Origin of the sequence: Thioalkalivibrio sp. HK1 (assembly GCA_000583135.1) — a bacterium.
Taxonomy (GTDB): domain Bacteria; phylum Pseudomonadota; class Gammaproteobacteria; order HK1; family HK1; genus HK1.
This window is the reverse complement of the sequence record JFBG01000012.1, coordinates 52,572-75,754: the sequence shown is the minus strand read 5'-3', so window position 1 is coordinate 75,754 and position 23,183 is coordinate 52,572. Positions and strand designations below refer to the sequence as shown.

The window sequence follows — 23,183 nt, the reverse complement described above, 5'->3', positions numbered from 1 at the left end:
CCAAGACAACGATCCCTCGATGCGTCTTTTGCGGGGGTTCCCTCGCTCCGGTCAGGAGGCGTTGTCGATTCGTCTTCGAGCGCTATCTTCTAGGAACTCGATGTGTGTGGAACTCGATCCCCCGGGGATGTCGTTTCGTGGAAAGGGGCGCTCTTGTCAAAAGACGATGATATTGCGCAGTGCATCCCCGCCCTTCGAAGAATCGATGGCCTCGTTGATGCGATCGAGGGGATAGCGGCCGCTGATGAGTTCGTCGAGCATCAACCGGCCCTCGAGGTAAAGCGATACCAGTTCGGGGATATCTCTTTGAGGATGGGTCGAGCCCATTTTGCTGCCGATGATCCGCCGACCGGAATCGACGAAGTCGGTCAGGTCGAAACCGGCTCGGACCCCGCTCGGTGGCATTCCGGCGATGATCAAGGCCCCGCCTCGACGCAGCAGGCCGAGCCCTAGTTCGACCGCTTCGGCCGATCCGACGCTGATGAAGACATGATCCGCTCCCCGCCCGGCGGTCAACGAGAGCACCGCCTCGCGGACATCCGTCTTTTTCGGGTCGATGGCATGGTCGGCTCCGAAATCCAAAGCCGCCTGCAGCTTTCGTTCGTTGATATCGACGGCGATGATCGGATGCGCTTTTTCCAATCGAGCGCCTTGCACGCTGTTGATGCCCACCCCGCCGGTTCCGATGATCACCGCGCTGTCGCCCTCTTCGACCGAGGCGTTCCGGCTTACCGCCCCGACCCCGGTGACGACACCGCAGGCGATCAGGGCCGCGCTGTCCAAGGGAACCTCTGGCGGGATCGCCACGACCTGCGATGCATCCACCACCACATACTCGGCAAAAGCGGCGGTGCGAAGCCCTTGGAAGATGGCCGCTCCCTTCGTATCGGAGATTTTTTCATCGCCCGGAGGAAACGCCCCCTCGCAAAGCGGCCTCATCCCCGCCAAGCAGTGATGGCATCGTCCGCAGGATCGGATCAAGGTGATCACCACATGATCCCCCTCGGCGACGGATGAGACTCCGGGGCCGATCGCCTCGACCACGCCGGACGCCTCGTGCCCGCAGACCGCAGGCAGCGTGCTGTTCCAAGCCCCGTCGATGAAGTGGATATCGCTTTGGCAGATCGCGCAGGCGACCACCCGGACTTTGACCTCTCCCGCTCCGGGGGCGCCGATGGAGACATCCTCGATGGCCAAAGGCTGGGCGAAATGACGGCAGACGGCGGCTTTCACTTTGATTTCCTTTCCTTTTCGCGATCGATCCGGGCATTCAAGGATTCATCGATCGAATCTCGATCGCCCCCAAAAGGATAAGATGCATTCGAAAAAAGCCCGCAGGCCAAGACCGGGCATCGTCGCATCGTCGGCCGGGCGGCTTCGTTTGCCCCCGAAGATTTTTTCGATGTTCGAGAGGGTGTTTTTACAAGATACCCTTTTTTCATCAATCCCTTTTTCGATTTTTTGAAAATCGCAAGACTTGCCTTTTCGATTCGAAAAAGAGGGATTTCTTTTTCCCGCTTCGAATAGTCGCGCTTTGAATTTCCGTTCGAATCATCGATCGAATTCCCGCTTGAATTCCCGCTCGAGGGATCGGGCTGGAAGATTCGACCGGCGCACGATTCGATATCCCCTCTTCATCATCTCGCCTGCACTCGAATCGCTTCGGTGATCGTCTCGCAAGCGATTCCCAATGATTCTCAATAGAGGCAATGCGAGGGCGCTCTTGCGATCCTCAATGCCCGCAGGGCAAGGCAGGCGGCGCCGTAGCCGTTATCGATATTGACCACCGCCAGCCCCGGGGCGCAACTGGACAGCGCCGCTTCGAGGGCCACGCGACCGCCGGCGGAAATACCGTAGCCGTTGGAGGTCGGAAGGGCGATGACGAGTCCGGGTACTTGTCCGCCGAGAACGCTCGGCAACGATGCCTCCATTCCCGCAGCGGCGATGACCACCGGGGTCGAGCGGATATCGTCGAGGCGATCGAGCAGTCGCCATAGTCCGGCAACGCCGATATCGTGGATCTCCTGCACCGCCTCTTTGTAATAGGCGAGGGTGCGAACGGCCTCCTTGGCCGCGGGGATGTCCGAGGTGCCGGCGCTGGCCACCGTCACTTGGGCCCTTTCCTTCGAAGCGGCGGCATCGGATCCGAGATCGGATCCCGGATCGGGTTTTCGGTCGAATGCCAGGATCGCGGTGCAAGAGACGGGGTCGTAGTCGAGGCGGGATCGGTGATCGGCATCCAAGGCTTCGAAGGACTTGCCATCGAGTCGGGTCAGCAGCCGCGGCGTTCGGTTGCGGATGCTCGCAGCCAAGATGGAATCCGTTTGCGCCGGCGACTTGCCCTGACAGTAGATCGCCTCGTCAAGGCCGATGCGTTGCAATCGGGCATCGTCGAGCACGACCTCTTCGGGGGGCGAGACGGCCTTGTCCTTCATGATCCGGGATCCAATATCCGTGCATTTTGCTCGTGCGCTTCGGCGCTCGATCCGCCTTGGAGGAATGCGCTTCCCATTCGATAGGGGGCCAAGCGCCCCGGGAGTGACAATCCGATCTTCGAATGCAGGGTTTCGGTGATCGTGCCCACGCAGGATTCGCGCTGCGCCGGGGAAAGAGCGGCCAGGGTATCGGCATCGATCTCGATGACCACCGCATCTCGCCGGATACGACAGCGCACGATATCGGCGCCGGTCGCCTTTCGCACCAGACCCTCGCAGTCGTTGATGGCCAAGAGGGTTCGGGGGTCGATGGCGATGCCGGTCTCGATCCGGCTCGATAGACAGGGGCCGGCGGGGAGCTCGGCGAGATCGTCAAGGCCGAGATCGGCGGCGATCGCTCGCACCGCCTGTTTATCGACCTCGCACTCGATCCAAGGATGGCGGGCACCGACTTGGGCGGCGGCCCCGAGGCCCGGGCGAAAATCATCGAGATCGTCGAGGTTGGCGCCGGAGACGATGATCGCATCCTCGGCCATCGGGGCGATCGCAGCGTAAAGATTCGTCTTGCAGTAATAGCAGCGGTTGACGGGATTGGCGAGGTAGCGGGCATCGTTCATCTCGCCCGCATCGAGGCAGCGAAGATGCCAGTTCTCGCGCATCGCATAGCGTCGCACCCGGGCGGTGGCCTCGGCGGGCACGGCGGGGGAGATGGCATGGCAGATGGTCGGCGTTCGCCTCGAAAGGCGATGGGCGATCACCGCAAGGGTCATGCTGTCCACTCCGCCGCTTGCAGCCACCACGAGCCGCCCGGCTTGCATCATCCATTCCGAGATGCGCTCGAAGGCCTCGATGCGGGTGCGGCTTTGCGGTATTTCTCGCATCGTTCGATTCTTCCTTTTCTCGTCGGCCTTGCTCGTCGGCGCTGATGGATGGCCCTGCTATCGTCGATGATCTTAGGACTCGTATCCCTCGCCCTCGACCTCCCGTCGCAGCCCTTCTCTGTGTGCATGGCCGCCCGGGGTTTGCGCGAGATCGTCGATCTCGGCCTTGACGGTCGAAATGCCGCCGGGACGAACGGCCTTTTTGATGCGGATCGAGCGGTCGGCGGCATCGACCTTGTTTTGCGTGCGCGCCAAGACCCGGCGATTGACCTCGTACCAGCGAACGCCCAAGGTGGTGGTCTGCTCGAAGCAGCCCGCCAGTACCTCATCGACGGCGTCGATGCGGCTCAACAGGCGGATATGGATCGATATCCGAGCCTTCTTGCCTTGCATGGCATGGCAGGATACATCCAAAACTCCCTCGATGGCCCGCAGTCGATCCAGCGCCACGGCGAGGTCTTCTCCGCTTTGATCGTCGACCTCGAATTCGTGAACCGCGATCCGCTCGTGTCGCCCGGCATGGTGCTCGCCATGATTTCGATCGAGGGGGGCGAATGCGAGCAGGCGCAGGATATTGCTCATCCCCGGCAGGACGGCGGTGCCGAAGCCGATGCCGCTTCGCAGCAGGCGCATTTCAGCATGCAAGGGCGAGAAATCCGGGGCCAGATGGGCGATGATCGCCGCCCCGGTGGGAGTGATGCGCTCCCCTCGATGCGCATCTTGAACCACCGGCATTCCCTTCAATAGCTCGACCGTCGCCGGGGCGGGGATCGGCAGCAGCCCGTGGGCGCTTTGCACGCGGCCGCTGCCGAGCGGAAGCGCAGCGCAAGACCAACTCGCATCCAAGCGTTCGATCAACCACGCCGCGCTGACGATATCGGCGATGGAATCGAAGGCCCCGACTTCGTGAAAGCCGACCTCCTCGACGGGCATTCCATGAACGCTCGATTCCGCCAGCGCAAGCCTCGACAGGATATCGAGGGCTCGATCTTTGGTCTTGGCATCCAGATCGGCTCGCCTTAGCAGATCGCGAATATCGCGATAACGATGATGGGGGTGATGGGGATCATGATGATGGCGATCCCCGTCGGATCCGCTTCGGTGGGCGTGTTCGTGCTCGGGTGCTGCCTTTTTCACCTCGAAGCGCGACCCGGTGAGCGCATGGTCGGCATGGTCGATCCGAGCGATGCCGAAGATCCGGTCAAAATCGCATCGAGACAAGTCCTCGATCAGCGCCGCTTCCCGATCGGGCCAAGCGTCCAATACCGCGGCGGCGAACATATCCCCGGCGATACCGCCGACGGGATCGAGCTGTATATGCATGGGCCATCCCGGGATCGTTTCGAAAGGGCGGTCGATGGAAAGGCTCATATTCGTCTTTCATCGAGATCGCCCGCAAAAAAACCTTCTCGATGCGATTTATAAATCTTTTTCAGTCTCTCGGTGCCAAAGTCTCGAGGGCATCGAGCACGAACCATCCCCCGCAGGCGAGATAGGCGCCCGGGAGTCGGGTCAGCGGCAGCGCTCCCAGACTCTTGCTCGCCACCGAATGACGCATCGGACTCCAGCGCTCGAGTTCGCTTCCGGGCTTGTCGAAGAAGGCTGCGATCACCCGATCGGGTCTTTCGTAGGCCATGCGCTCCAGCGGCAGGGGACGCCACCCCGGGCGGGCCTCGAAATTCGAAAAGCCCGCGGCGACCATGAGTTCGTGCACCAGCGATCCGGGGCCGGTGGTGGTGCCCGAGGGGGTGGTATAAAGCGCACTCGGCGGTGTTCTCGACTTTCGCACCGCAGCCACCCTTTGCGCGATGGCCTCGATCCGGGCTTCCATCCGCCCTACGAGGGCCTCGCCTCGCTCAGGTTCCCCCAAGCCCTTCGCCATCGCGCGGACGACGGTCTTGATATCTTCGAGATCTTGCGCCCACCCCACCTGCAGCATCCCCACTTGCGCTTTTGCCAGCAACTTGCCGAGATTCGGTCCGCCGCCGTAGGAGCGCACCACGAGATCGGCGCCTTCGATGATCAGATTCTCCGCTCGCGGGCGGATCGAGGGCAGGTCTTGAGCCTTCTTGCGCAAGTAGGAAAAGGATCGCCTCGCATCGGGAGAAAGGGCGAGGATACGCCGCCGATCCGCCAATTCGAGAACGAATTGATCGGCGCAAAAATCGACGCTGACGATGCGCGACGGTTTTCCGATGTCTTGGGTTCCGGTCTCGGTTGCGGCGCCGGCGTCCATCGCAAGACATCCGGCGGCGATGAACCCGACCGCAGCGATCCGAAGGATTTTTTCGATCGAGCCGATCATCGATCCCCGTCGATTCATCGGATCTTCGATCCCTTGTGGTCGCGATCGAGGCCGGGCCTGCCGAGGATCACGGGAGATAGCGAAGGGTCATGAAGAGGCCGAAACCGGGCTGGTTGTAGTTCTCGGCCGTCATGTATTTTTTATCGGTGGCGTTTTCGATCTTGGCCGCGATCTCCCAACGCTTCGCCGGCGAGTACGAGGCGCGCAGATCGAGGGTCCCGAAGCCGCCGAGCACCGTTGTCCCGCCCCCGAAAGGATATTCATGACGCTCGCCTTCGAGCCTCCAAGTGCCGCCGATGCCGAGGTGCGAGGTCAGCTGTCGGTCGATATCCAAACGAAAGGAATTCCGAGGGCGGCGGGGGAGTCGGCGATCCCGTTCGAGATCGCGGGCATCGATCAATGTCAGCGCGGCGGCGAAGACGGTCTCGGAAAGATTTCCGTCGAGCGTCAACTCCAAGCCTTGGATCCCGGCTTTTTCGATATTTTGCGGGATGTAGTCGTTGGCAGCGGAAGAAGCGATGAGCCGGTCGACACTCCGGTGGAAGTAGTTGGCCGACCATGACAGGGTGTCGATATCTCCGGCCAAGCCGATATTGAAGGCTTCGGATTCCTCGGGATCGAGGTCGGGATTCGCATATCCGGGGTAGTAGAGATCGTTGAAGGTCGGGGCCCTGAAAGCCGTCCCCCAAGAGGCGGTCAAACGCATGTCATCGGATAATTGCCAACCGGCGCCGACATTGCCGGTGCCGACACCGCCGAATTGCTCGTTATCGTCCCATCGATAGGTCGCCTGCCAATCGAGATTCTCCCGATCGCCGAGCCATTGCAGGTAGAGGGCCTTGTTATCGCGATTATCGACGGTGTATGCGGTGGTTGTATCCACACTGTCTCGCCGATAGTCGAAACCATAGACGATATCGCCGTGATTCTCGGTCTCGGCGGTGTACTGAGCGCCGATCTCGTTGCGCCGGCTGATGAACTCGCCGGTGAATCGCTCGCCTTTGAAGCTATCGTCGTCCTCTTCTCGATGGCCGATACGGATTTGCAGGTTGTGCCCCTCGATGCTCAGAGTTCCCGAAAGGCGTTCGATTTTCGTGCGGTCTTGGAAACTCCCGTCGAATTCCGATTCCCCGTCGTTGTACATGACGCTCGCGCCGAGTTCGTAGCCGCCGCCGATCTCGTATCCGCCGCGCAAGGCGAGGGCGTTGTTTTCGCAGCCATCCTTATCGGGCTCGTTTTCGGCGGCGGTGTTGACATTGGCATCGAATCCGTCTTCGCGGTCGCTGCTGCCGGCGATGCCGATCCAGCCTCGTTCCCCGGCGAGCGAGAGATTGACTCCCGCCCCGACGCTCCCTCGGCTGCCGGCGCTGACCCGCACCCTCGATTTCGCGCTTTCGCCGGCGATGTCGCGGGTGAATATTTGCACCACTCCGCCGATGGCATCCGAGCCGTAAAGACTCCCTTTCGCACCTCGGACTACCTCGATGCGCTCGATCATTTCCAAGGGGAAGAACTCGAAGCGAAAGAGCCCGCTCGTATTCGAGCCCGCCTTGACGCCATCGATCAGTATCAGCACCTGATCCGATTCCGCCCCGCGCATGAAAAGCGTGCTCAGCTTGCCGCATCCGCCTTGGTTGACGATGGTGATTCCCGCTTGGGTGCGAAGCAGATCCGTCAAGGAAGCGGGCTGCAAGCGATCGATATCCTCGCGGGTGATGACGCTCACCGGCGCCAGCGATTCATCCGCGGTTTGGGCCACCCGCGAGGCGGTGACCACCAGAGTTTCGAGCGTGGCGGTATCGTCGAGCGCCATGTCGTTTTGGGCGATTGCATTGCGGATGATCAAGCCATGGGCGATGATCGCCGAAACGAGGCCGAGTCGAGCGATGAGCGGGCGAAGGATTGTGGCGGTCGATCGGAACGCCTGCGGGATTGCGGGAGCGGATCCCATCGCAGCGGATTGACGAGGTTGTGTGCGGGATCGATGGTGAACGAAGGGTTGTGCATTGCGCATGCGCCGAGGATCTCCTGGTGCTTTTCGCCCCACGCGAAAGCGGTGGCCGGTATCGTGATGACGATCGGCGAAGCGAAGGAGGATCGAGGGTGTGGCGATAAGACGAGGCGCTGCGCTTTTTTCGGTCAATCAAGCCCGAGAAGGCGCATCCACCGCATCGCCCTCCGCGATGCCGATCGATGTTGGCGCCGGGCCGGTCTCCGGGCTTGCGAGCGAACCGAATATCTTTACTCTCGGCTTCAAGAATCCGCGCCTTCCCTCGCCTTGCCGACGATACCGCCGGCTGATCTCAAAGGATGCGAAGTGGCTCGAAAAGATCGTTCGAAGGATGCTTTTCGGATGCGGTCTTGGCAACTCGCCTACCGTTGCGGGGGCAGCGCCGGCATTGAATCCTCGATGGATCGTTCGAGGGTTCGCACCGGCTTCCCGTTTCATCCCTACGGCGAAATGCCGATCGGGACACCTTGCGCACTTAGGAGAAGGTACAAAATAACGGCTATCGATGTCAAATTGCATTTATCGAATCGCACGGCGAACAATCCTTTTCGGATGGAAATTCGCATCCCTTCCAAAGGCATTGTCGGATAATATCCTTACGGTATCTTTCCGGCGTCCCGTTTGCGGCGCCGCCTGCCTTGGGCACTTTACAAGTAGGCACATTCGAGACGGGATCCGCATCTTGGATCCAGCGGGTCATTTTCTTGGCGGGACCCGTGGTCAAGATCAGAGGGCTCCGTCGGCGGCGAAGGGCTTTATCCTTGAGGGCGAGGGGCAGGATCGACGGGCTTGTCGGGGATCGATCGCCGGGTCGGGCTCGGAGTCGTTCGGATGTCGATCGCTGCGCGAGTTCGATGACCTCTTGAGATCGCCGTCGCCCGAAGGCACTCGCCATGGCATCGAAATATCGCCGCAAGATAAAATCGAGCGATACCCGAAGATCATCCGTATGTAGCGTTCGAGTCGAGTCGTCGAAGCCATAAGATGAGAGGTGAGGGCCGATGAGAGTCGGTGATCCCGATAGAATCCGAAACCCCTATCCGCATGTCCAGACCATGCGGATCCCGATCATGGCCGATATCGACTTCCCGGCCCTTCGCCGAGAACGGCTTCATCGTCTGCAAGAGATGATGAAAAAACGGGATATCCCCATCGCGCTTTTTTACAATCCCGCGAATATCCGCTACGCCACCGGCGTCGATGTGATGGGGGTGTGGACCGCTTCCACCTTCGCTCGCTGCTGCATCGTTTCCGCCGAGCGAGAGCCCATCCTCTTCGAGTACGCGAACTCGATGCATGTCGCGCAGAAATATGTGGCCGATGTTCGGCCGCATGAAAGTTATCAATTCATGGGGCATCAAGGGCAGGATCTGGCACGGGGCTGGGCGCAAGGGGTGAAGGATGTGATGCGCGAGCTCGGTTGCGCCGGGGAGCCGCTGGCGGTCGACAAGCTCGATGGCAACGGCTTTCGCGCCTTGACCGATATCGGCATCCGGATCACCGATCCCACCCCGGCGACCGTCGATGCGCGGGAAGTGAAAACCCCGCAGGAAGTGAAATTGATGCTGCTCAACGGAACCATCGGCGATGCGGTGATGGCCGATTTCAAAGCCGCCTTGCGGCCGGGGCTTTACGAATACGAATTGATGGCCACGCTCAACGAATCTCTCTACCGGCACCATGGCGAGTTCATGTTCACCCGGCTGATCGCCTCGGGGACCAATACCAATCCGTGGATGTCCGAGGCTCATGACAAGCGGGTGCAGCCGGGGGATCTGGTCGGTATCGATACCGACATGAACGGTTTCCAAGGCTATGTGGTGGATTTTTCCCGCACATTTCTTTGTGGCGGGCGGGCCACCGAGGGACAAAAAGAGGCCTACCGCATCGCTTACGATTGCGTCAACGGGATGCGCGAACTGATGAAGCCCGGCATGAGCTTCGAGGAATTCTCCTTGGCCGCCCCGAGCCTGCCGCCCGAATATCGCAACCTTCGTTATGGATCGATGGCCCATCAGGCCGGGCTGGAGGACGAGGGACCGGGCATTCCCTACCTTTATGAAGATGACAAGCCCGGCGAAAAAGCGCTGCCGGATAGAATATTGCAGGAAAATATGGTGTGGTGCCTCGAGTGCTATGCGGGCAAGGAGGGTGCGCCCTACGGCGTCAAGCTCGAGGATCAAGTGTTGCTGACCGCAGATGGTGCGTTGCCGCTGATGACTTATCCTTTCGAAGCCGAATTGTTGTGATCTCCAAAGCCGTATCATCGCTCGACCCTTCCGCGCCGGCCGAATCGGCTTGCGCGTCGGTATCATTCGTCGATATCGACGATCCCGAGCCCGCCGACGATATCAGTGTGGTGATGGTTTCCTACCGCACCGGGCCCGTTCTTTTCTCCGCACTCGATGCGGTGTTGGCGGAAGGGAAACCCTCGGGGGTGCGCGAGATTATCCTTGTCGATAACGGCAATCCGCCGGCGATCACCGCCAGCCTCTCGATGCGGGCGAAGCGGGATCCGAGATTGCGATTGATCAGCGGTCATGGCAATGTCGGCTTCGCCCATGGTTGCAATATCGGGGCTCGGCAGGCCACGGGACGCTATCTCCTGCTGCTCAACCCCGATTGTTGTCTCGAGCCGGGGGCGGTCTCCACGCTTCGGGCCGAGGCCGCGAATATGAAAAAGCGCGGTTATCGAGATTGGATGTTCGGCTGCCGGGTTCTCAACCCCGACGGCAGCGAGCAGCGCGCCTCCCGCCGCGCCTTGCTCACTCCGCGCACCGCCTTGGTGGAGGCCTTTCGGCTGGATCGATTGCTGCCGCGGCTCTTTCGCGATCATCGTCTCAACCTGCACGAATCCCCGCTGCCTTTGGATACCGCTCGCGTCTTCGCGGTCAGCGGTGCTTGCATGATGTTGCCGCTGTCCACATGGCGATCGATCGGCGGGATGGATGCCGGTTATTTTTTGCATGTCGACGATCTTGATCTTTGTTTTCGTTTGCACCGAGCCGGTGTCCCGGTTTATTTCTTGCCCCATATTCGGGCGATCCATCGCGCGAGCAGCAGCCGTATCAGCCCCTTGGCGGTGGAGTGGCATAAAACCCGGGGATTCTTTCGCTACTTTCGCCTGCACTTTTGCACCCCCCGAGGGTTCCTCATGCTCGGGCCGGTCGGAGCCGGAATCTTGCTGCGCTTTATCTTCAAAGCGGCAAGCATGTTTTTCCATCGCCCCAGCGATCTGCGCCGCTCCAGGCGGCATGCGATGTGATATCGACAAGCGTCTTCATTCTCGGTGTTGCCTCGATGATTCACGCAAGTCGAGTATCGAGCGAGCCCATCGCTCGATGCAAATATCGCTTGATCCTTCATCGAAGCATCGACCACCGAGCTCGTTCGGTGATCCCGTCTTTGTCGACCCCGCTTTCGTCGATGCGCCAAGACCGGTAAGTGGAAGAAAAAAGAGCGGCAGGAAAGGGATATGTCCGAAGCCTCCGAGGTATTGTCGAAAGTTGCGATATTGATGACCTCTTATCGGAACAAGGACTATCTCGGTGAGCAAATCGATTCGTTGAGGGAGCAGGATTGGCGCAATGTGGATCTTTGGATATCCCGGGATTGCGATGAAGAAGGACCGAGGCGGGTTATCGATGACTGCGCTTTGCGTTGGCGCCAAAGTCGCTTGGAAAACGAGGATTATCGGGTCATTTCAGGTCCTCGCCGGGGAGCGTCCGCGAACTTTCTTTCGATGGTCCATAATCCATGCATCCAGGCGCATTATTACGCTTATTGCGATCACGATGATATCTGGGACAAGGATAAACTCTCGCGGGCGATATCGATCCTGAAAAAGACCTCTCAATCCGTTCCCGCACTTTATATGTCGAGGGTGCGTTTCATCAGCGCCAAGGGAAAGAGGATCGGTATTTCGGGATATTGCCTTTTTCCTCCGAGTTTTCGCAACGCCCTCAGGGAGAATATAGCCAATGGCAGTACGATGGTATTCAATCGGGCGGCCAGAGATATATTGCAAGAATCGGGGGTGCATGAAATTTCGTGGCATGATTGGTGGACGTATCTATTGATCAGCGCTGCCGGAGGCAAGGTGATCTATGATTCTCGTCCGCATATCGATTATCGATTGCATGGAGATAATTTGACCGGATTGAGCACGGTATTGGAAAGCTATCGCTCTCGCTTTGCAAGGGATGCCAAGGAATGGCGAAAATGGCTCGAAGACAAGATATGCGAATATTTCCCCTCTCTCGAAGAAAAATTGAAAAATAGAAAAGAAGTCGAAATAATCAATGAGACCTACGAGGATGACGGCATCTATCACCACGATCTCTACTTTCGAACCCTGCAAAGGGTGAAGTATTTGGTGGCGAAGAAGAATTTTCCGGCGATGGAACACTATGAACGTTTCATGAGATGCGAGGATCGATACGATAGAGCCAAGGCGCTATTGCGATCCGGGGTCTATCATCAAAAACCACAAGATTCGATCGAGTTGCTACTGCTGACATTGGAGTGGATCGATGAAAAGAAGCCCTCTTAAGAAAGCGTCGATCGATGCTATAAAACCAAGATGCCATTGTCATCGGAGACGATCATCGAATACCGGAAGACTCGATGAAGCGATCATCCGGGGGATTTCGATGGCAGTGTATTCGCATGATATCGCATCTCTTGCCCTCGGCGGAAGAAGAAGGGGGTATCGTAAGGGATCGCAAAGGGGCTCGAAAAAAGATAGATGCATCGAAATTCCGATGCTGCGGGCCTTCGAGAGCGATCGAAAAAGACTTGGGAATCGAAATGAAAAATCGCCCGACCCTTCGAAGGTATGATATAGAATTGCCCTTTGGCGGGCATCGCATCGATTCGATCTCATCGATGATCGGAATCGGCTCGCCTTTCGAATGGCGGCGATCCCTCGCCCCTTCGTGATTTTTTCATACTCTCCCGACTCGAGTATTTCGGAAAACCGCCCACCGTTTTTTGTATCGTATCGTTCGATGATGCTCTTGGACCCCGGCTTTTTGATCATTCAAACGTTGAATGGTCTGCAGCTCTCGATGCTGCTCTTCCTGCTTTCGATAGGCCTTTCGGTGGTTTTCGGGCTGATGAATTTCATCAACCTCGCCCACGGAACGCTCTATATGATCGGAGCCTACCTTGCGCTTTCCGCCGTGCGCCTGTTCGATTCTTTCTGGATCGCCCTGATCCTCGCTCCCCTCGGAGTGGCTATGGTCGGGGCGGTGCTCTATGCCTTGCTTCTTCGCCATCTGCAAAGCCGCGGTCCGATGAGCCAAGTGCTGGTTACCTTCGGCTTGATCTTCGTGGGCATCGATGCGGTGCGAATGATTTGGGGGCCCTTACCCCATGGCTTGCCGGTCCCCGATGTACTCGATGGCCGGATGGAGATTTTGGGCGAGGTCTATCCGACCTACCGCCTTTTCATCATCGCCGTCGGGATCGTTGCATTGATCGGGCTCTATTTCGGATTGGAGCGAACTCGCTTGGGGGCGATGGTACGGGCCGGGGTGGATGATCGAACGATGACCGCTGCTTTGGGGATCAATATCGATCGGGTCTTTTTTCTCGTTTTCTGCCTCGGTTGCTGGTTGGCGGGGGTGGCGGGGGTGATATCGGCCCCGGTATTCTCGGTTTTTCCGGGCATGGATATGTCGATCCTCATATTGACCCTGATCGTGGTGGTGGTCGGCGGCCCCGGGAGTCTGTGGGGGGCTGCGGTCGGCTCGCTGCTGATCGGGATGGTCGATACCTACGGTCAGATCTTAGCTCCGGAGTTCGCTCGGGCCACGATCTACGCGCTGATGGCCGCGATTTTGCTCTTGCGGCCGCATGGCCTTCTTCCTGCACGTCCGATCCACTGATGCCGGATCGCGATCCCGTCGAACGCCCCTTCGCCCTCGTGGTGGCTCTCGTCGCCCTTGCCGCTTGGGTCGGCGGCGACTTCTTCATGCACGAGGTTCTAAGCGAAATAGCGATCCTCTCGATCTTCGCGATGAGCCTTTCTCTTTTGGTCGGTCAGGTCGGCATGGTCTCCATGGGACACGCCGCTTTTTTCGCCACCGGGGCCTATGCCACGGCGGCATTGACGATCCATCTTCAATGGCAGGTCCTCCCCGCATTGCTCGCCGCCACGTTGATCGCCGCGCTTTTGGCGGCCTTGACCGGCCTTTTCGCCATCCGCACCCGCGGCATATTTTTCATCATGATCACCCTTGCCATCGGTCAGATGGTGCACGCCTATCTCTTCAAAGCCCGGGCTTTCGGAGCCGATGACGGCATGGGGGGGATCCCCCGTATGGATCTCGCTTGGATAGGGCTCGATAGCAACGAACCCGAGGTTTTTTCCGCTTCGGTCCTGATCATCGCCGCCATCGTATGGTTTTTGCTTCGCATACTCGTTCGCTCTCCCTACGGGGCGATGTTGCTGGCGATTCACCATAACGAACATCGATTGCGGGCGTTGGGGGGCTTCGTCGCCCATTTCAAACTTTTGGCGTTCGTGATCGCGGGGACGATTGCGGGGCTGGCGGGCTCGCTGACGGCTCAGCACACCGCTTTCGTCTCCCCCGACTTGGGCTTTTGGACGGTTTCGGGGGAGGTGCTGATCATGGTGATCGTCGGGGGTATGGGCTCGTTGACGGGGGCGATCGCGGGGGCCGCGGTATTGACTCTATTGCGCCATACGCTCTCCGATTCGTCCTTTTGGCAGAATCTGGGGCTTGATTCCGGGCTTGCGAGCTATTGGCAATTCATGATGGGAGTGTTTTTCATCGTCATGGTGGTCTTTGCGACGGACGGCATCCACGGTCGCCTGCGAAGGCTATGGCAGAGCATCAAAGGATGAGCGAGGCGACCATGAGCGCTGTCGATCCCGTCGATGCGCAAGCGATGCGGCCCCCGGCCTTGGAGCGGGCGCCGCGGTTGAGGGTCGAATCGATCCACCATGCCTTCGGCTCCCTCGTGGTGAGCGACGATGTGAGTCTTGACATCGCGCCCGGCGAGTGCCATGGGTTGATCGGTCCCAACGGAGCCGGCAAATCGACCCTCTTCGATATCATCGCCGGCGAGATCATCCCCTTGGGTGGCGGCGTCCACCTCGATGGCAAGGAGATCACCGGTGAACCGCCGGATCGGCGAGCGCGGCTCGGGCTTGCCCGCAGTTTCCAGCATAACGATCTCTTTGCGGAGCTCACCGTGCGCGAGAACCTGATCGTCGGCGGTATCGTTGCCCATGGTATCGGCCATGTCGCATGGCGCGCCTTGGCTCGAGAGCGAAGCGTTTGCGAGAAAGCGGAAATGCTGGCGATGCGATTGGGGCTCGAGGATGTGCTCGATACGGAAGTCCATACCCTTTCTTACGGTACCCGGCGGCAGTTGGAGATCGCGCTGGCGTTGGAGATGGAGCCCAAGGTGCTGTTGTTGGATGAGCCGACCGCGGGGATGAGTCCGGAAGAGACGGTGCATATACAAGAAAGAATCGCGGATTCCCCGCCCGATCTGGCACTGTTGATCGTCGAGCACGATATGGATGTGCTTTTCGGACTGGCGGATCGCGTCACCGTTCTCGACTATGGAAGGGTGCTCCTGCAAGGCGATGCCGAGGAGGTGCGCGCTTCCGATATCGTGCGCCAACGCTATTTGGGTACCGACCCGGTGCCGACGACCCCGGTCTCGATCCCCTCATGAATCCGGCGGGAATATCGCTGCAATCGGTGGATGCCGGATACGATCACGGCCACGTTTTGCAGGGCCTTTCGTTTTCGGTCGAGCCCGGGGAGATGGTTGCCCTGCTCGGACGCAACGGTTCGGGCAAGACCACGGCGTTGAAGACGATCATGGGGATCTTGCGGGCGCAATCGGGTCGCATCGAATTTTCGGATATCGATATCACGGATAAGGCGACATATAAGATCGCCGGTCTCGGCATCGCCTATGTCCCCGAAACGCGCGGAATTTTCGCTTCCCTGAGCGTCCATGAGCACCTGACTCTTGTCGGTGCGAAGAGCGGCTGGTCGCTGGATCGGATCTATGACACCTTCCCTCGCTTGGCGGAAAGACGCTCTCATCGGGGCTCCAAACTATCGGGCGGCGAACAGCAGATGCTCGCGATTGCCCGTGCCCTTCGTATGGGACCTCGATTGTTGATCCTCGATGAGCCGACCGAGGGACTCGCGCCGGTGATCGTGGAGGAGATCGCAACGATCATCGAGGGTTTGAAGCACGAAGGGATGACCATGGTGATCGTGGAGCAGAACTATGCCTTCGCCGCTCGCATCGCCGATCGCATCCATATCATCGGAAGAGGCCGCTTGCGTTGGAGCGGAACCCCGGCGGAGTTCGATGCCGATGACGAGGTTCGATTTACTTGGTTGGGGATCTGAGAGGAGATATTTTTATCGTCGGTAGGACGAGTCGATAAAAACCATGCGTGTTCGGACTTTTATCTTTTTTGGTCGATGGGAATCTCTATTTTTTCAATCTTATCGAGATAGATTCAAGACGTAGATGTGGTTTTCAAGAGATCATGGATCGCATCCAATTTCTCCTCCACCTCTTTCGGGATATCGTTATCCTCCATCAATTCGATCAAACGGTAGAACTCCCCTTTTCTTGTAAGCATCTCCCGAGTCGAGATTTTTGATAGCTCTTGAAAAAAACGCTCGGCGAAATCGCTAATTTTCATACGCTCGGTTCGGGCTTCCCACAAAAAACCTGAGGATTTTTCGTCCATCGCCTTCCAAGTTTCAAACTCGTCATCGTTTTTGTCGAAGACCTCATTCAGGATCATCCGATCGAGAATCCGTTCTCCTTTCTTAATGTCATTGGATTCAAGTAAATTCTGATCATCCAAGACTTTTCGCAGGAATGCCTTCAATAGTTTGGGACTGATAAAATAGTTCTCGATCTCATAGCGTTTCCACCTTAAAATCGATAGGCCCGATCTACCCGACCTTTTCTCTGCATGATCATCTCGCTGTCGATTGTCGCCATCCAGTATAGCCAGCCCTCGAAGATCGGGTATCAAGTCTTTGAGGACGAAGAAATTTCCCCCGGGTTTATCTCCGGGGCGGGTTTCCACCCTTTCCATTTCAGAATCGATGGTCGTCGATTCCGGATGACTACCTTGCGTGTAATAGATATTGGCGGTATCGATGAGCTCGGTGATCGGATGATTCAGTCTCTTGGCAAAAGCCCTCAAGTTATCGATATCGGTCTTTCCTTCGACATAGAGGATGTAGCCACACTTTCGGGCACGGTAGTAGCGCTCCGCCCCGAAATACTTCAAAGCGTTTTTCACTTTTTCTTTGCCGGCGAGGTTGCTTATGTTCTCCGCCTTGGCGTTCAACAACAAAGTGAGATTATGGTCGATCGCATCCTCCATCACTTTTTCGGAGTGGGTGGTCAATATCACTTGGGAGCCCTTTTCTTCGGCGATCTCTCGTAAAAGGATATAGATCTGCCTCTGCCGCAGGATCTCGAGATGAGCATCCGGCTCATCGATGAGCAATACGCTTTTAGGGTGACAGTAAAGATGAGCGAGGAGCAGCAGCATTTGCTGAAGCCCTCTTCCGGCCAAGGCAATATCCGGTGGATATTTGATACCTGATTGAGTATAGAAAAGATCGATGCTCCCCCGGTAATTCGCTATCGGCTCTTGCAGGGTTATTTGGAAAAGCTTCTCAATGTGGCTTGTGATCTTCTTCCAATCTTCCGGGTCGTTCTCGAATACGAGAAAGCATAAATTGCGCAGAACCTGAGCGGTTTGGCCCTGACCGAGCAAGACATCGATACGCCCTCGCCGAAGGATTGTTTCATCCGTTTCAAGTCCGGACATCGGATAGAGCAGCCTGACATCGATATTGGCCGCGGCCTCGATGAGCCCTGGATGATCCAATGCGCTTTTCGTCGGGTTGCAATAGAGCAGATCGCCTCCTCGATGGATGAAGCGCATCCCTACCGGAGTGGTACCGTTTTCGTGGGCAATCCCGGCGGCGATCTCGAATTCGATATTCTTTCGTCCCGTTCGTATTATGGTGTCGTGCCAAAAATAACGGGCGTCGGTAACGGGTACCGAAACGATATTCAATCGATTGATCGGAGCGGCATTTCTCTTCTTGGGAGGCGATTTCCCCTTGGCATCGAACCAAGCCTTGACCGCTTGGGACCAAAGGGCGATCGCCTGGATCACCGTGGTTTTCCCGCAGTTATTCGGTCCGATGAGGACGGAAGGGTGATCGAGATCGATTCGCTGTTTTTCCCCGAAATGCTTGAAATTCTCGATCTCGAGGTAATGGATGATCTTCATATTCGATAGCCTTTGGCCAATCGGCGACGGGATCTCTCGATGGATATCGGCTTGCCGAGCGTTCCTAGAATAACCGACCCCATCGCCCGACCGGGATCAATCCTTGCGGTGGGAAAAACGATAGCCTGTTCCATGGACGGTTTGGACATATCGTTCGAAGCCGCGGCCCCCGTGGCCGCGCAGCGCCTTTCGTAGCCGCCGGATATGGACGTCGACGGTGCGCTCTTCGATGGAGACATCCCCGCCCCAGATGCGATCGAGTATCTGACGGCGGGTGAAGGCCCGATCCGGATGGCCCATGAAGAGCCTCAATATGCGAAATTCCGTCGGCCCGATTCGAATCGTCTCGCCTTGATAGGTCAGGCGATGGCTGATCGGATCCAGCCGCAAACCGTCGATTTCGAGGGGCTCTTGATCGTTTTTGGGAGCGGTGCGTTTGAGTACGGCCCGGATGCGGGCGACCAGCTCCTTGATCGAGAAGGGCTTGACGATGAAGTCGTCCACTCCGGCGTCGAAACCCCGGAGACGATCGCCTTCCTCGCCCTTGGCCGTGAGCATGATGATCGGAATATCCCGCGCCGTCTTGTCCCGTCGTAGGCGGTGGGCGAGTTCGATCCCGCTGATACCGGGGAGCATCCAATCCAAGAGGATCAGGCTCGGTGGCGAACGTTCGATTTCGCGCTCCGCCAGCACCGCATTGGCGGCCGTTCGCACTTCGAAGCCCGTCCGAGAAAGGGCCAGATCGACCATCTCTCGAATCGCGATATCGTCCTCGACGATCAAAATCTCCCTGCCTTGCATCGATTGATGGCTCCGGTTGTGCAAGCGATATCATCCGACTTGTCGATGATATGAAGCGTTCGGTGACATCGATGAGACCTTTTTCGATAAGTCTCATTTCGAGGTGACCCTTTATCTTGATGCGAATTATCTCGATGCGACGCTTTATCGAGATCGCAGGCGGGGAGCGATGCCCCGGATCGATATCGTTTTCGATCCATCGATCACTTGGCTTTGAATGCGCCTACCCCCCGGCTTCGATCAGCGCCCATTGCCGGTCCAGTCGTTTTTCGGAAATCCCGTCGGACGCCAAGCCGGTCTCTTGAGCGAAGACGGAAAGTCGGTATTCCTCCAGCATCCAGCGATAACGGATCAGCTCGGCATCGTGTCGCCGGCGATCCCGTCGATCGCAAGCGGCGGCTTCCATCTTCGCTTGCAAGGGAGCGATCCCATCAAGGCGCCGAAGGTCGTTCGCCCCTCCTTGCCGAAGTTTGTCAAGCCGCACCCGTAGTCCTTTCAGGTAGCGGGGCAAGGAGGCGAAGGCCGCCGTCGGCGTGGTCGCCAGAAACTCCGGATGGACGAGACCGGCGAGCTGACGGCGGATATCGAGCAAGGAATCGCCGGGCAAGGGCCGGGGCGGATCCTCGATCGCTTCGCGCAAATCGAGGGCGCTTTGCAGGATCGAGATCGTTTGCGTCAAAAGGTCTTCGAGCGCGGACTCCAAAGCGGGCCGGCCGGCGGCCAATAGCGCATCGAAGCCCGAGGCATCTCGGATATCGACGAGATCCGACAGCGAATCGGGCAAGGAGGTCAGAAAAGCCCGCCGGATCGCACGGTCGACAAGGTCGGCGCGGGCGCGTCTTGCGCTGCCGATGGCGGGATATCCGGCGCTTGCCGGGGCGGGTTCCACCCAATCCGGGGTGGCACCGCTGCGGGCGAAAAGCAGAAAAAACCGCTCCATCTCCCCGCCTCGAGGCAGGATTCCTCGGATATCTTTTTCAACGGCGATGGCCACAAGGCGCATCAATCCTTGCCCGTGGGCGCGCCGAGCCGCTTGGGCGCTTTGGAAATGTTCGATGACAACGCCATTGCCGACATCGCGCAAGGCAAGATGCACGATTCGAAAAACATCCGACCCCGATTCCTCGGCCTCCCGAGGGAGCGCTCCGAAATCCCAGCGGCGATGGATCTGCGCTCCCGGCGCGGCCAGGTCCGATTCAGGCTCGCCCCTTGCCCTCCTTTGCCCCGCCTTGCGGGAGCGGGAAAAAGAGGCGGATCCGGGTATTTGGGCAATCTGCCGTTCCAAGCGGTCCAGATGTCTTCCGCAGGCGATGACCGCCCCGCTTCGATCCACGATCTCGAAACGCATGAACAGCCATGCCGGAAGCAATCGCTCCAAACGATCCGGATCCCAGGCTTGCGCCGGGATATCGATGGCCCTTAGGCGATCGAGATGGCGGGCGATCGCCCCTCGCAGCGAAAGACCGGGTGGCCGGGGTGCGCTGACGATGGCTTTGGCGACATCCGCCAGCGGCATCATCCTTCGGCGGATGCCCTTGGGCAGAGCGCGCAGCAGCGCCAGCGTTTTTTCCTCCAGCATCCCGGGTACCAGCCACTCGAATTTCGCGATATCCAAGTGCGGCAGGCCGTCCAAGGGCAAGGTGGCATTGACGCCGTCGTCCTCTTCGCCGGGGGCGAAGCGATAGCGAAGGGGGATGGTGTGATCGCCGACTTGCAGGGTATCGGGGAAGGGGGCGTTCAATCCGCCTTGCATGATCTCGGGTAGCGCTCTTGGCAAGGGAGGGCTTTTCGGATCGATCGAAGGGATCCGCTCCTCGAGCGTTGCGGGCAGGATATCCTCGATGAGAAATTCGAGGGCGCAAGTCCCGGCGGCGTCGAGGGAGGATAGCCATTGCTCGAAGCTGCGTCCGTCGACGATCTCGTCCGGAAGACGAGCATCGAAGAAGGCGGCGATGGCATCTTCTCGTACCAAATATCCCGGGCTGCGCAACTTATCCTCGAGGGTGCGCAATCGGGCCAGGGTGCGGGCGTTGGCTTCGGCGAAAGGATGGTGGCAAGGGTAGCCGCCCTCGACCAGCCCCGATCGCAAGAAGATCTCCCGCGCTCCGGCGTGGCTGATCGGGGCGTAGCGCACCTTGCGTTTGGGGATCAACACCAGCCCGTGGAGCGTTACCTGCTCGTGCACCATGGCCTCGGCGCGCCGGGGATCGAAAAAAGCGTCGAAGTGGGTGCGGCGCACGAGACCGGCCGCCGCCTCTTCCACCCACTGTGCCCGAATCCGCCCGGCGGTGAAGGCCAAGGGGCGCTCGGTATTCACCACCGCGGCGGTGACGATCCAAGGGGCGCCGGTTTTGGCCAGAACCGAGGCCGATGCCAGGCGAAAGCGGCTCCCGCGCAAACCGGCGTAATCGCCTTCCGGGGTGAGTCCGCCGACGAAGCGCAGCAGACCGGCCAGCAGCGCGCGATGAATTTTCCCGGGCGGGGCGATTTCATATCCACCTTTTGCGGTGCGTCGGGCATCGGGCACCGAAAGCCCGATCTCGCGGCAAAGGGTGCGGAGTTGATCGTGCACCTCGAACCAGTCCCGCATCCGCATCGGAGAAAGGAAATGACGACGGCAAAATCCGAGCAGCGCGGATTTTGCCGATCCCGCCTTGCGCGCCCGATGCCAAAGATTGATGATGCCGAGGAAGTCGGAGCGGGAGTCGGCGAAGCGTGTATGCGCCCCCGCCGCTCCTTTTTTGCCGGATGAGCGATCGCGCGGATCCGGCACGCTCAAAAAACTGACGATCACCAGAGCCTCAGGGATGCATTCAAGGCTATCGGCGGCCAGCAGAATGCGCCCGATGCGGGGATCCAAGGGCAGGCGGGCGAGATTGCGGCCGATCCGGGTCAGGTTTCTTGCATCGTCGATGGCTCCGACTTCGCGCAGCAGACGAAGGCCGTCACTGACCAAGCGATGATCCGGAGGGTCGACGAAGGGAAAATCATCGACCTCGGCGATCCCCATGGCGAGCATCCGCAGCAGCACCGCCGACAAGTCCGCTCGCTTGATTTCGGGCTCGAGGTGGGCGGGGCGGGCGAGAAAATCCTCTTCGTCATAGAGCCGGATGCATATCCCGGGTGCGGTGCGGCCGCAGCGTCCGGCGCGTTGGTCGGCGGCGGCGCGGGAGATGGCCTCCACCGGTAATCGCTGCACCCCGGTGCGATGGGCGTAGCGGCTGATCCGCGCGGTACCGGCATCGATCACGAAACGGATCCCCGGTACGGTCAAGGAGGTCTCGGCGATATTGGTCGCCAGCACGATCCGGCGCCGAGCGGGGGACGAGGGGGGATCGAAGAGGGCTTGCTGCCGGGCATCCGAAAGACGCGAATGAAGCAAGAAGACTTGCGTATCCGGCAAGGCCATATCCTCCACCCGGCCTGCGACATCGCGGATTTCGCGCTCGCCGGAAAGAAAGACCAGCACATCGCCTTGTTCATGGCGCAGTTCTTCGAGGCCCGCGGCCACTTTATCCGCAATATCGAAGCCCGGCTCGCCGGGGCGATAGCGGATATCGATCGGCCAGCTTCTTCCGGGGACATCGATCACCGGTGCCGATCCGAAAAAACGCGCCAACCTATCGGCTTCCAATGTGGCCGAGGCAATCACCACCCGCAAGTCCCGGCGGCGCGGGATCAATCGCTGCAAATAGCCGAGCAGGAAATCGATATTGAGGCTGCGCTCGTGCGCTTCGTCGATGATCAACGTATCGTAGGCGAGGAGATCCGGATCGCTTCGAGTCTCCGCCAACAAGATCCCGTCGCTCATCGATTTGACCAAGGTCGAGGGATCGATCCGCTGATGGAAGCGCACCTTCAATCCCGCAAGCCCTCCCACCTCGCTTCCCATCTCGTCGGCGATGCGAGCGGCGATGCTGCGGGCGGCAAGGCGTCGGGGTTGGGTATGACCGATCATCGCCCTCTTTGCACGCCCGGCGCGAAGGCAGATCTTCGGAAGTTGGGTGCTCTTGCCGGAGCCGGTGGCCCCGGTGACGAGGATCAACGGATGCTTCTCGATGGCGTCGGCGATGGTATCGGCATGGGCGGCGATGGGCAGGTCTTCGTCGATATGAAGTCGCGGCCGAAGGCCTTCGATGGATGAAAGACGGCGCTGCTTAAGAGCGATCGAGTTCTCGATCTCCTGTCGGATCGCGGCGATGGCCTTGGCCTTGCGATCGAGATCGCCTTCGCTCTTCGCTCCTTTTCGCAGATGAAGGCGAAGCAAGCGTCGGCGAAAGCGCTCGGCATCGGCCGCCATGCATCGATCGAGACGAGCCAGCAGGGCGTTGGCTTGGCTTGCGAGATTTCGCGGTGGAGTTGCGGTGGATCCGCCCATCGACGAGGACATCCTCTATGGTCTTTTATCGGTCGT

Annotated in this window: 16 protein-coding genes and 1 riboswitch; of the genes, 7 read left to right on the top strand and 9 right to left on the bottom strand. The window is 59.0% G+C overall.

Annotation, left to right across the window (positions count from 1 at the left end):
- Positions 1 to 156: 156 nt before the first annotated feature.
- The 6 genes from BF99_RS0104500 to BF99_RS0104465 form a co-directional block, all read right to left on the bottom strand.
- Positions 157 to 1,233, bottom strand: a complete 1,077-nt coding sequence (locus tag BF99_RS0104500; RefSeq protein ID WP_025769933.1) for a Zn-dependent alcohol dehydrogenase — start codon at positions 1,231 to 1,233, stop codon at positions 157 to 159.
- Between the two features lie 464 nt (positions 1,234 to 1,697).
- Positions 1,698 to 2,435 carry a nickel pincer cofactor biosynthesis protein LarB gene (gene larB / locus BF99_RS0104485; RefSeq protein ID WP_025769930.1) on the bottom strand — a complete coding sequence of 246 codons (738 nt, stop codon included), beginning with the start codon at positions 2,433 to 2,435 and terminating at the stop codon, positions 1,698 to 1,700.
- On the bottom strand, positions 2,432 to 3,316 hold the full coding sequence (locus tag BF99_RS0104480) for a hypothetical protein (protein WP_025769929.1): 885 nt from the start codon (positions 3,314 to 3,316) through the stop codon (positions 2,432 to 2,434). The genes larB and BF99_RS0104480 overlap by 4 nt, the downstream gene beginning before the upstream one ends.
- 72 nt (positions 3,317 to 3,388) lie before the next feature.
- Complete coding sequence (locus BF99_RS0104475) at positions 3,389 to 4,639, bottom strand: LarC family nickel insertion protein (RefSeq protein WP_025769928.1); 1,251 nt, start codon at positions 4,637 to 4,639, stop codon at positions 3,389 to 3,391.
- 109 nt (positions 4,640 to 4,748) lie between these two features.
- Positions 4,749 to 5,621, bottom strand: coding sequence for an ABC transporter substrate-binding protein (locus tag BF99_RS0104470; RefSeq protein WP_038097283.1), 873 nt, complete (start codon positions 5,619 to 5,621; stop codon positions 4,749 to 4,751).
- Between the two features lie 67 nt (positions 5,622 to 5,688).
- Positions 5,689 to 7,635 (bottom strand): TonB-dependent receptor domain-containing protein, encoded by a 1,947-nt coding sequence (locus BF99_RS0104465; protein ID WP_156013160.1) that lies wholly within the window; start codon positions 7,633 to 7,635, stop codon positions 5,689 to 5,691.
- Between the two features lie 174 nt (positions 7,636 to 7,809).
- Positions 7,810 to 8,117: riboswitch (cobalamin riboswitch) on the bottom strand.
- A 516-nt stretch (positions 8,118 to 8,633) separates the two neighbouring features.
- On the opposite strand from BF99_RS0104465, the gene BF99_RS0104450 reads away from it, so the two are divergent.
- From BF99_RS0104450 to BF99_RS0104410, 7 genes are all read left to right on the top strand, one after another.
- Positions 8,634 to 9,881, top strand: a complete 1,248-nt coding sequence (locus tag BF99_RS0104450) for a M24 family metallopeptidase (RefSeq protein WP_025769923.1) — start codon at positions 8,634 to 8,636, stop codon at positions 9,879 to 9,881.
- A complete protein-coding gene (locus BF99_RS20205; protein ID WP_025769922.1) occupies positions 9,878 to 10,897 on the top strand; it encodes a glycosyltransferase family 2 protein in 1,020 nt (339 codons plus the stop codon). Before BF99_RS0104450 ends, BF99_RS20205 begins: the two co-directional genes overlap by 4 nt.
- A gap of 210 nt (positions 10,898 to 11,107) precedes the next feature.
- Positions 11,108 to 12,184 carry a glycosyltransferase gene (locus BF99_RS21835; protein ID WP_025769920.1) on the top strand — a complete coding sequence of 359 codons (1,077 nt, stop codon included), beginning with the start codon at positions 11,108 to 11,110 and terminating at the stop codon, positions 12,182 to 12,184.
- Between the two features lie 496 nt (positions 12,185 to 12,680).
- Positions 12,681 to 13,523 (top strand): branched-chain amino acid ABC transporter permease, encoded by an 843-nt coding sequence (locus BF99_RS0104425; protein WP_197019040.1) that lies wholly within the window; start codon positions 12,681 to 12,683, stop codon positions 13,521 to 13,523.
- Positions 13,523 to 14,506 carry a branched-chain amino acid ABC transporter permease gene (locus tag BF99_RS0104420; RefSeq protein WP_025769917.1) on the top strand — a complete coding sequence of 328 codons (984 nt, stop codon included), beginning with the start codon at positions 13,523 to 13,525 and terminating at the stop codon, positions 14,504 to 14,506. The genes BF99_RS0104425 and BF99_RS0104420 overlap by 1 nt, the downstream gene beginning before the upstream one ends.
- An 11-nt stretch (positions 14,507 to 14,517) precedes the next feature.
- Positions 14,518 to 15,348, top strand: coding sequence for an ABC transporter ATP-binding protein (locus tag BF99_RS0104415; protein ID WP_197019039.1), 831 nt, complete (start codon positions 14,518 to 14,520; stop codon positions 15,346 to 15,348).
- On the top strand, positions 15,345 to 16,043 hold the full coding sequence (locus BF99_RS0104410; protein ID WP_025769915.1) for an ABC transporter ATP-binding protein: 699 nt from the start codon (positions 15,345 to 15,347) through the stop codon (positions 16,041 to 16,043). The genes BF99_RS0104415 and BF99_RS0104410 overlap by 4 nt, the downstream gene beginning before the upstream one ends.
- Before the next feature lie 113 nt (positions 16,044 to 16,156).
- Here the strand turns inward: BF99_RS0104410 and BF99_RS0104405 are convergent, their stop codons facing one another.
- From BF99_RS0104405 to hrpA, 3 genes are all read right to left on the bottom strand, one after another.
- Positions 16,157 to 17,968, bottom strand: a complete 1,812-nt coding sequence (locus BF99_RS0104405) for an AAA family ATPase (RefSeq protein WP_025769914.1) — start codon at positions 17,966 to 17,968, stop codon at positions 16,157 to 16,159.
- A 96-nt stretch (positions 17,969 to 18,064) separates the two neighbouring features.
- Positions 18,065 to 18,769: a phosphate regulon transcriptional regulator PhoB gene (gene phoB, locus BF99_RS0104400; protein ID WP_025769913.1), complete on the bottom strand. Its 705-nt coding sequence runs from the start codon at positions 18,767 to 18,769 to the stop codon at positions 18,065 to 18,067.
- Between the two features lie 223 nt (positions 18,770 to 18,992).
- Positions 18,993 to 23,147 (bottom strand): ATP-dependent RNA helicase HrpA, encoded by a 4,155-nt coding sequence (hrpA, locus tag BF99_RS0104390; protein ID WP_197019038.1) that lies wholly within the window; start codon positions 23,145 to 23,147, stop codon positions 18,993 to 18,995.
- Between the last annotated feature and the right edge of the window lie 36 nt (positions 23,148 to 23,183).

Excerpts from the sequence above, each read along its gene's own strand:
- hrpA (WP_197019038.1), bottom strand. The coding sequence starts at position 23,147 with ATGGGCGGATCCACCGCAACTCCACCGCGAAATCTCGCAAGCCAAGCC.
- BF99_RS0104420 (WP_025769917.1), top strand. The coding sequence starts at position 13,523 with ATGCCGGATCGCGATCCCGTCGAACGCCCCTTCGCCCTCGTGGTGGCT.
- BF99_RS0104475 (WP_025769928.1), bottom strand. The coding sequence starts at position 4,639 with ATGCATATACAGCTCGATCCCGTCGGCGGTATCGCCGGGGATATGTTC.
- BF99_RS0104410 (WP_025769915.1), top strand. The coding sequence starts at position 15,345 with ATGAATCCGGCGGGAATATCGCTGCAATCGGTGGATGCCGGATACGAT.
- BF99_RS0104465 (WP_156013160.1), bottom strand. The coding sequence starts at position 7,635 with ATGCGCAATGCACAACCCTTCGTTCACCATCGATCCCGCACACAACCT.
- larB (WP_025769930.1), bottom strand. The coding sequence starts at position 2,435 with ATGAAGGACAAGGCCGTCTCGCCCCCCGAAGAGGTCGTGCTCGACGAT.
- BF99_RS0104405 (WP_025769914.1), bottom strand. The coding sequence starts at position 17,968 with ATGAAGATCATCCATTACCTCGAGATCGAGAATTTCAAGCATTTCGGG.
- phoB (WP_025769913.1), bottom strand. The coding sequence starts at position 18,769 with ATGCAAGGCAGGGAGATTTTGATCGTCGAGGACGATATCGCGATTCGA.
- BF99_RS0104415 (WP_197019039.1), top strand. The coding sequence starts at position 14,518 with ATGAGCGCTGTCGATCCCGTCGATGCGCAAGCGATGCGGCCCCCGGCC.
- BF99_RS21835 (WP_025769920.1), top strand. The coding sequence starts at position 11,108 with ATGTCCGAAGCCTCCGAGGTATTGTCGAAAGTTGCGATATTGATGACC.
- BF99_RS0104480 (WP_025769929.1), bottom strand. The coding sequence starts at position 3,316 with ATGCGAGAAATACCGCAAAGCCGCACCCGCATCGAGGCCTTCGAGCGC.
- BF99_RS0104450 (WP_025769923.1), top strand. The coding sequence starts at position 8,634 with ATGAGAGTCGGTGATCCCGATAGAATCCGAAACCCCTATCCGCATGTC.
- BF99_RS0104470 (WP_038097283.1), bottom strand. The coding sequence starts at position 5,621 with ATGATCGGCTCGATCGAAAAAATCCTTCGGATCGCTGCGGTCGGGTTC.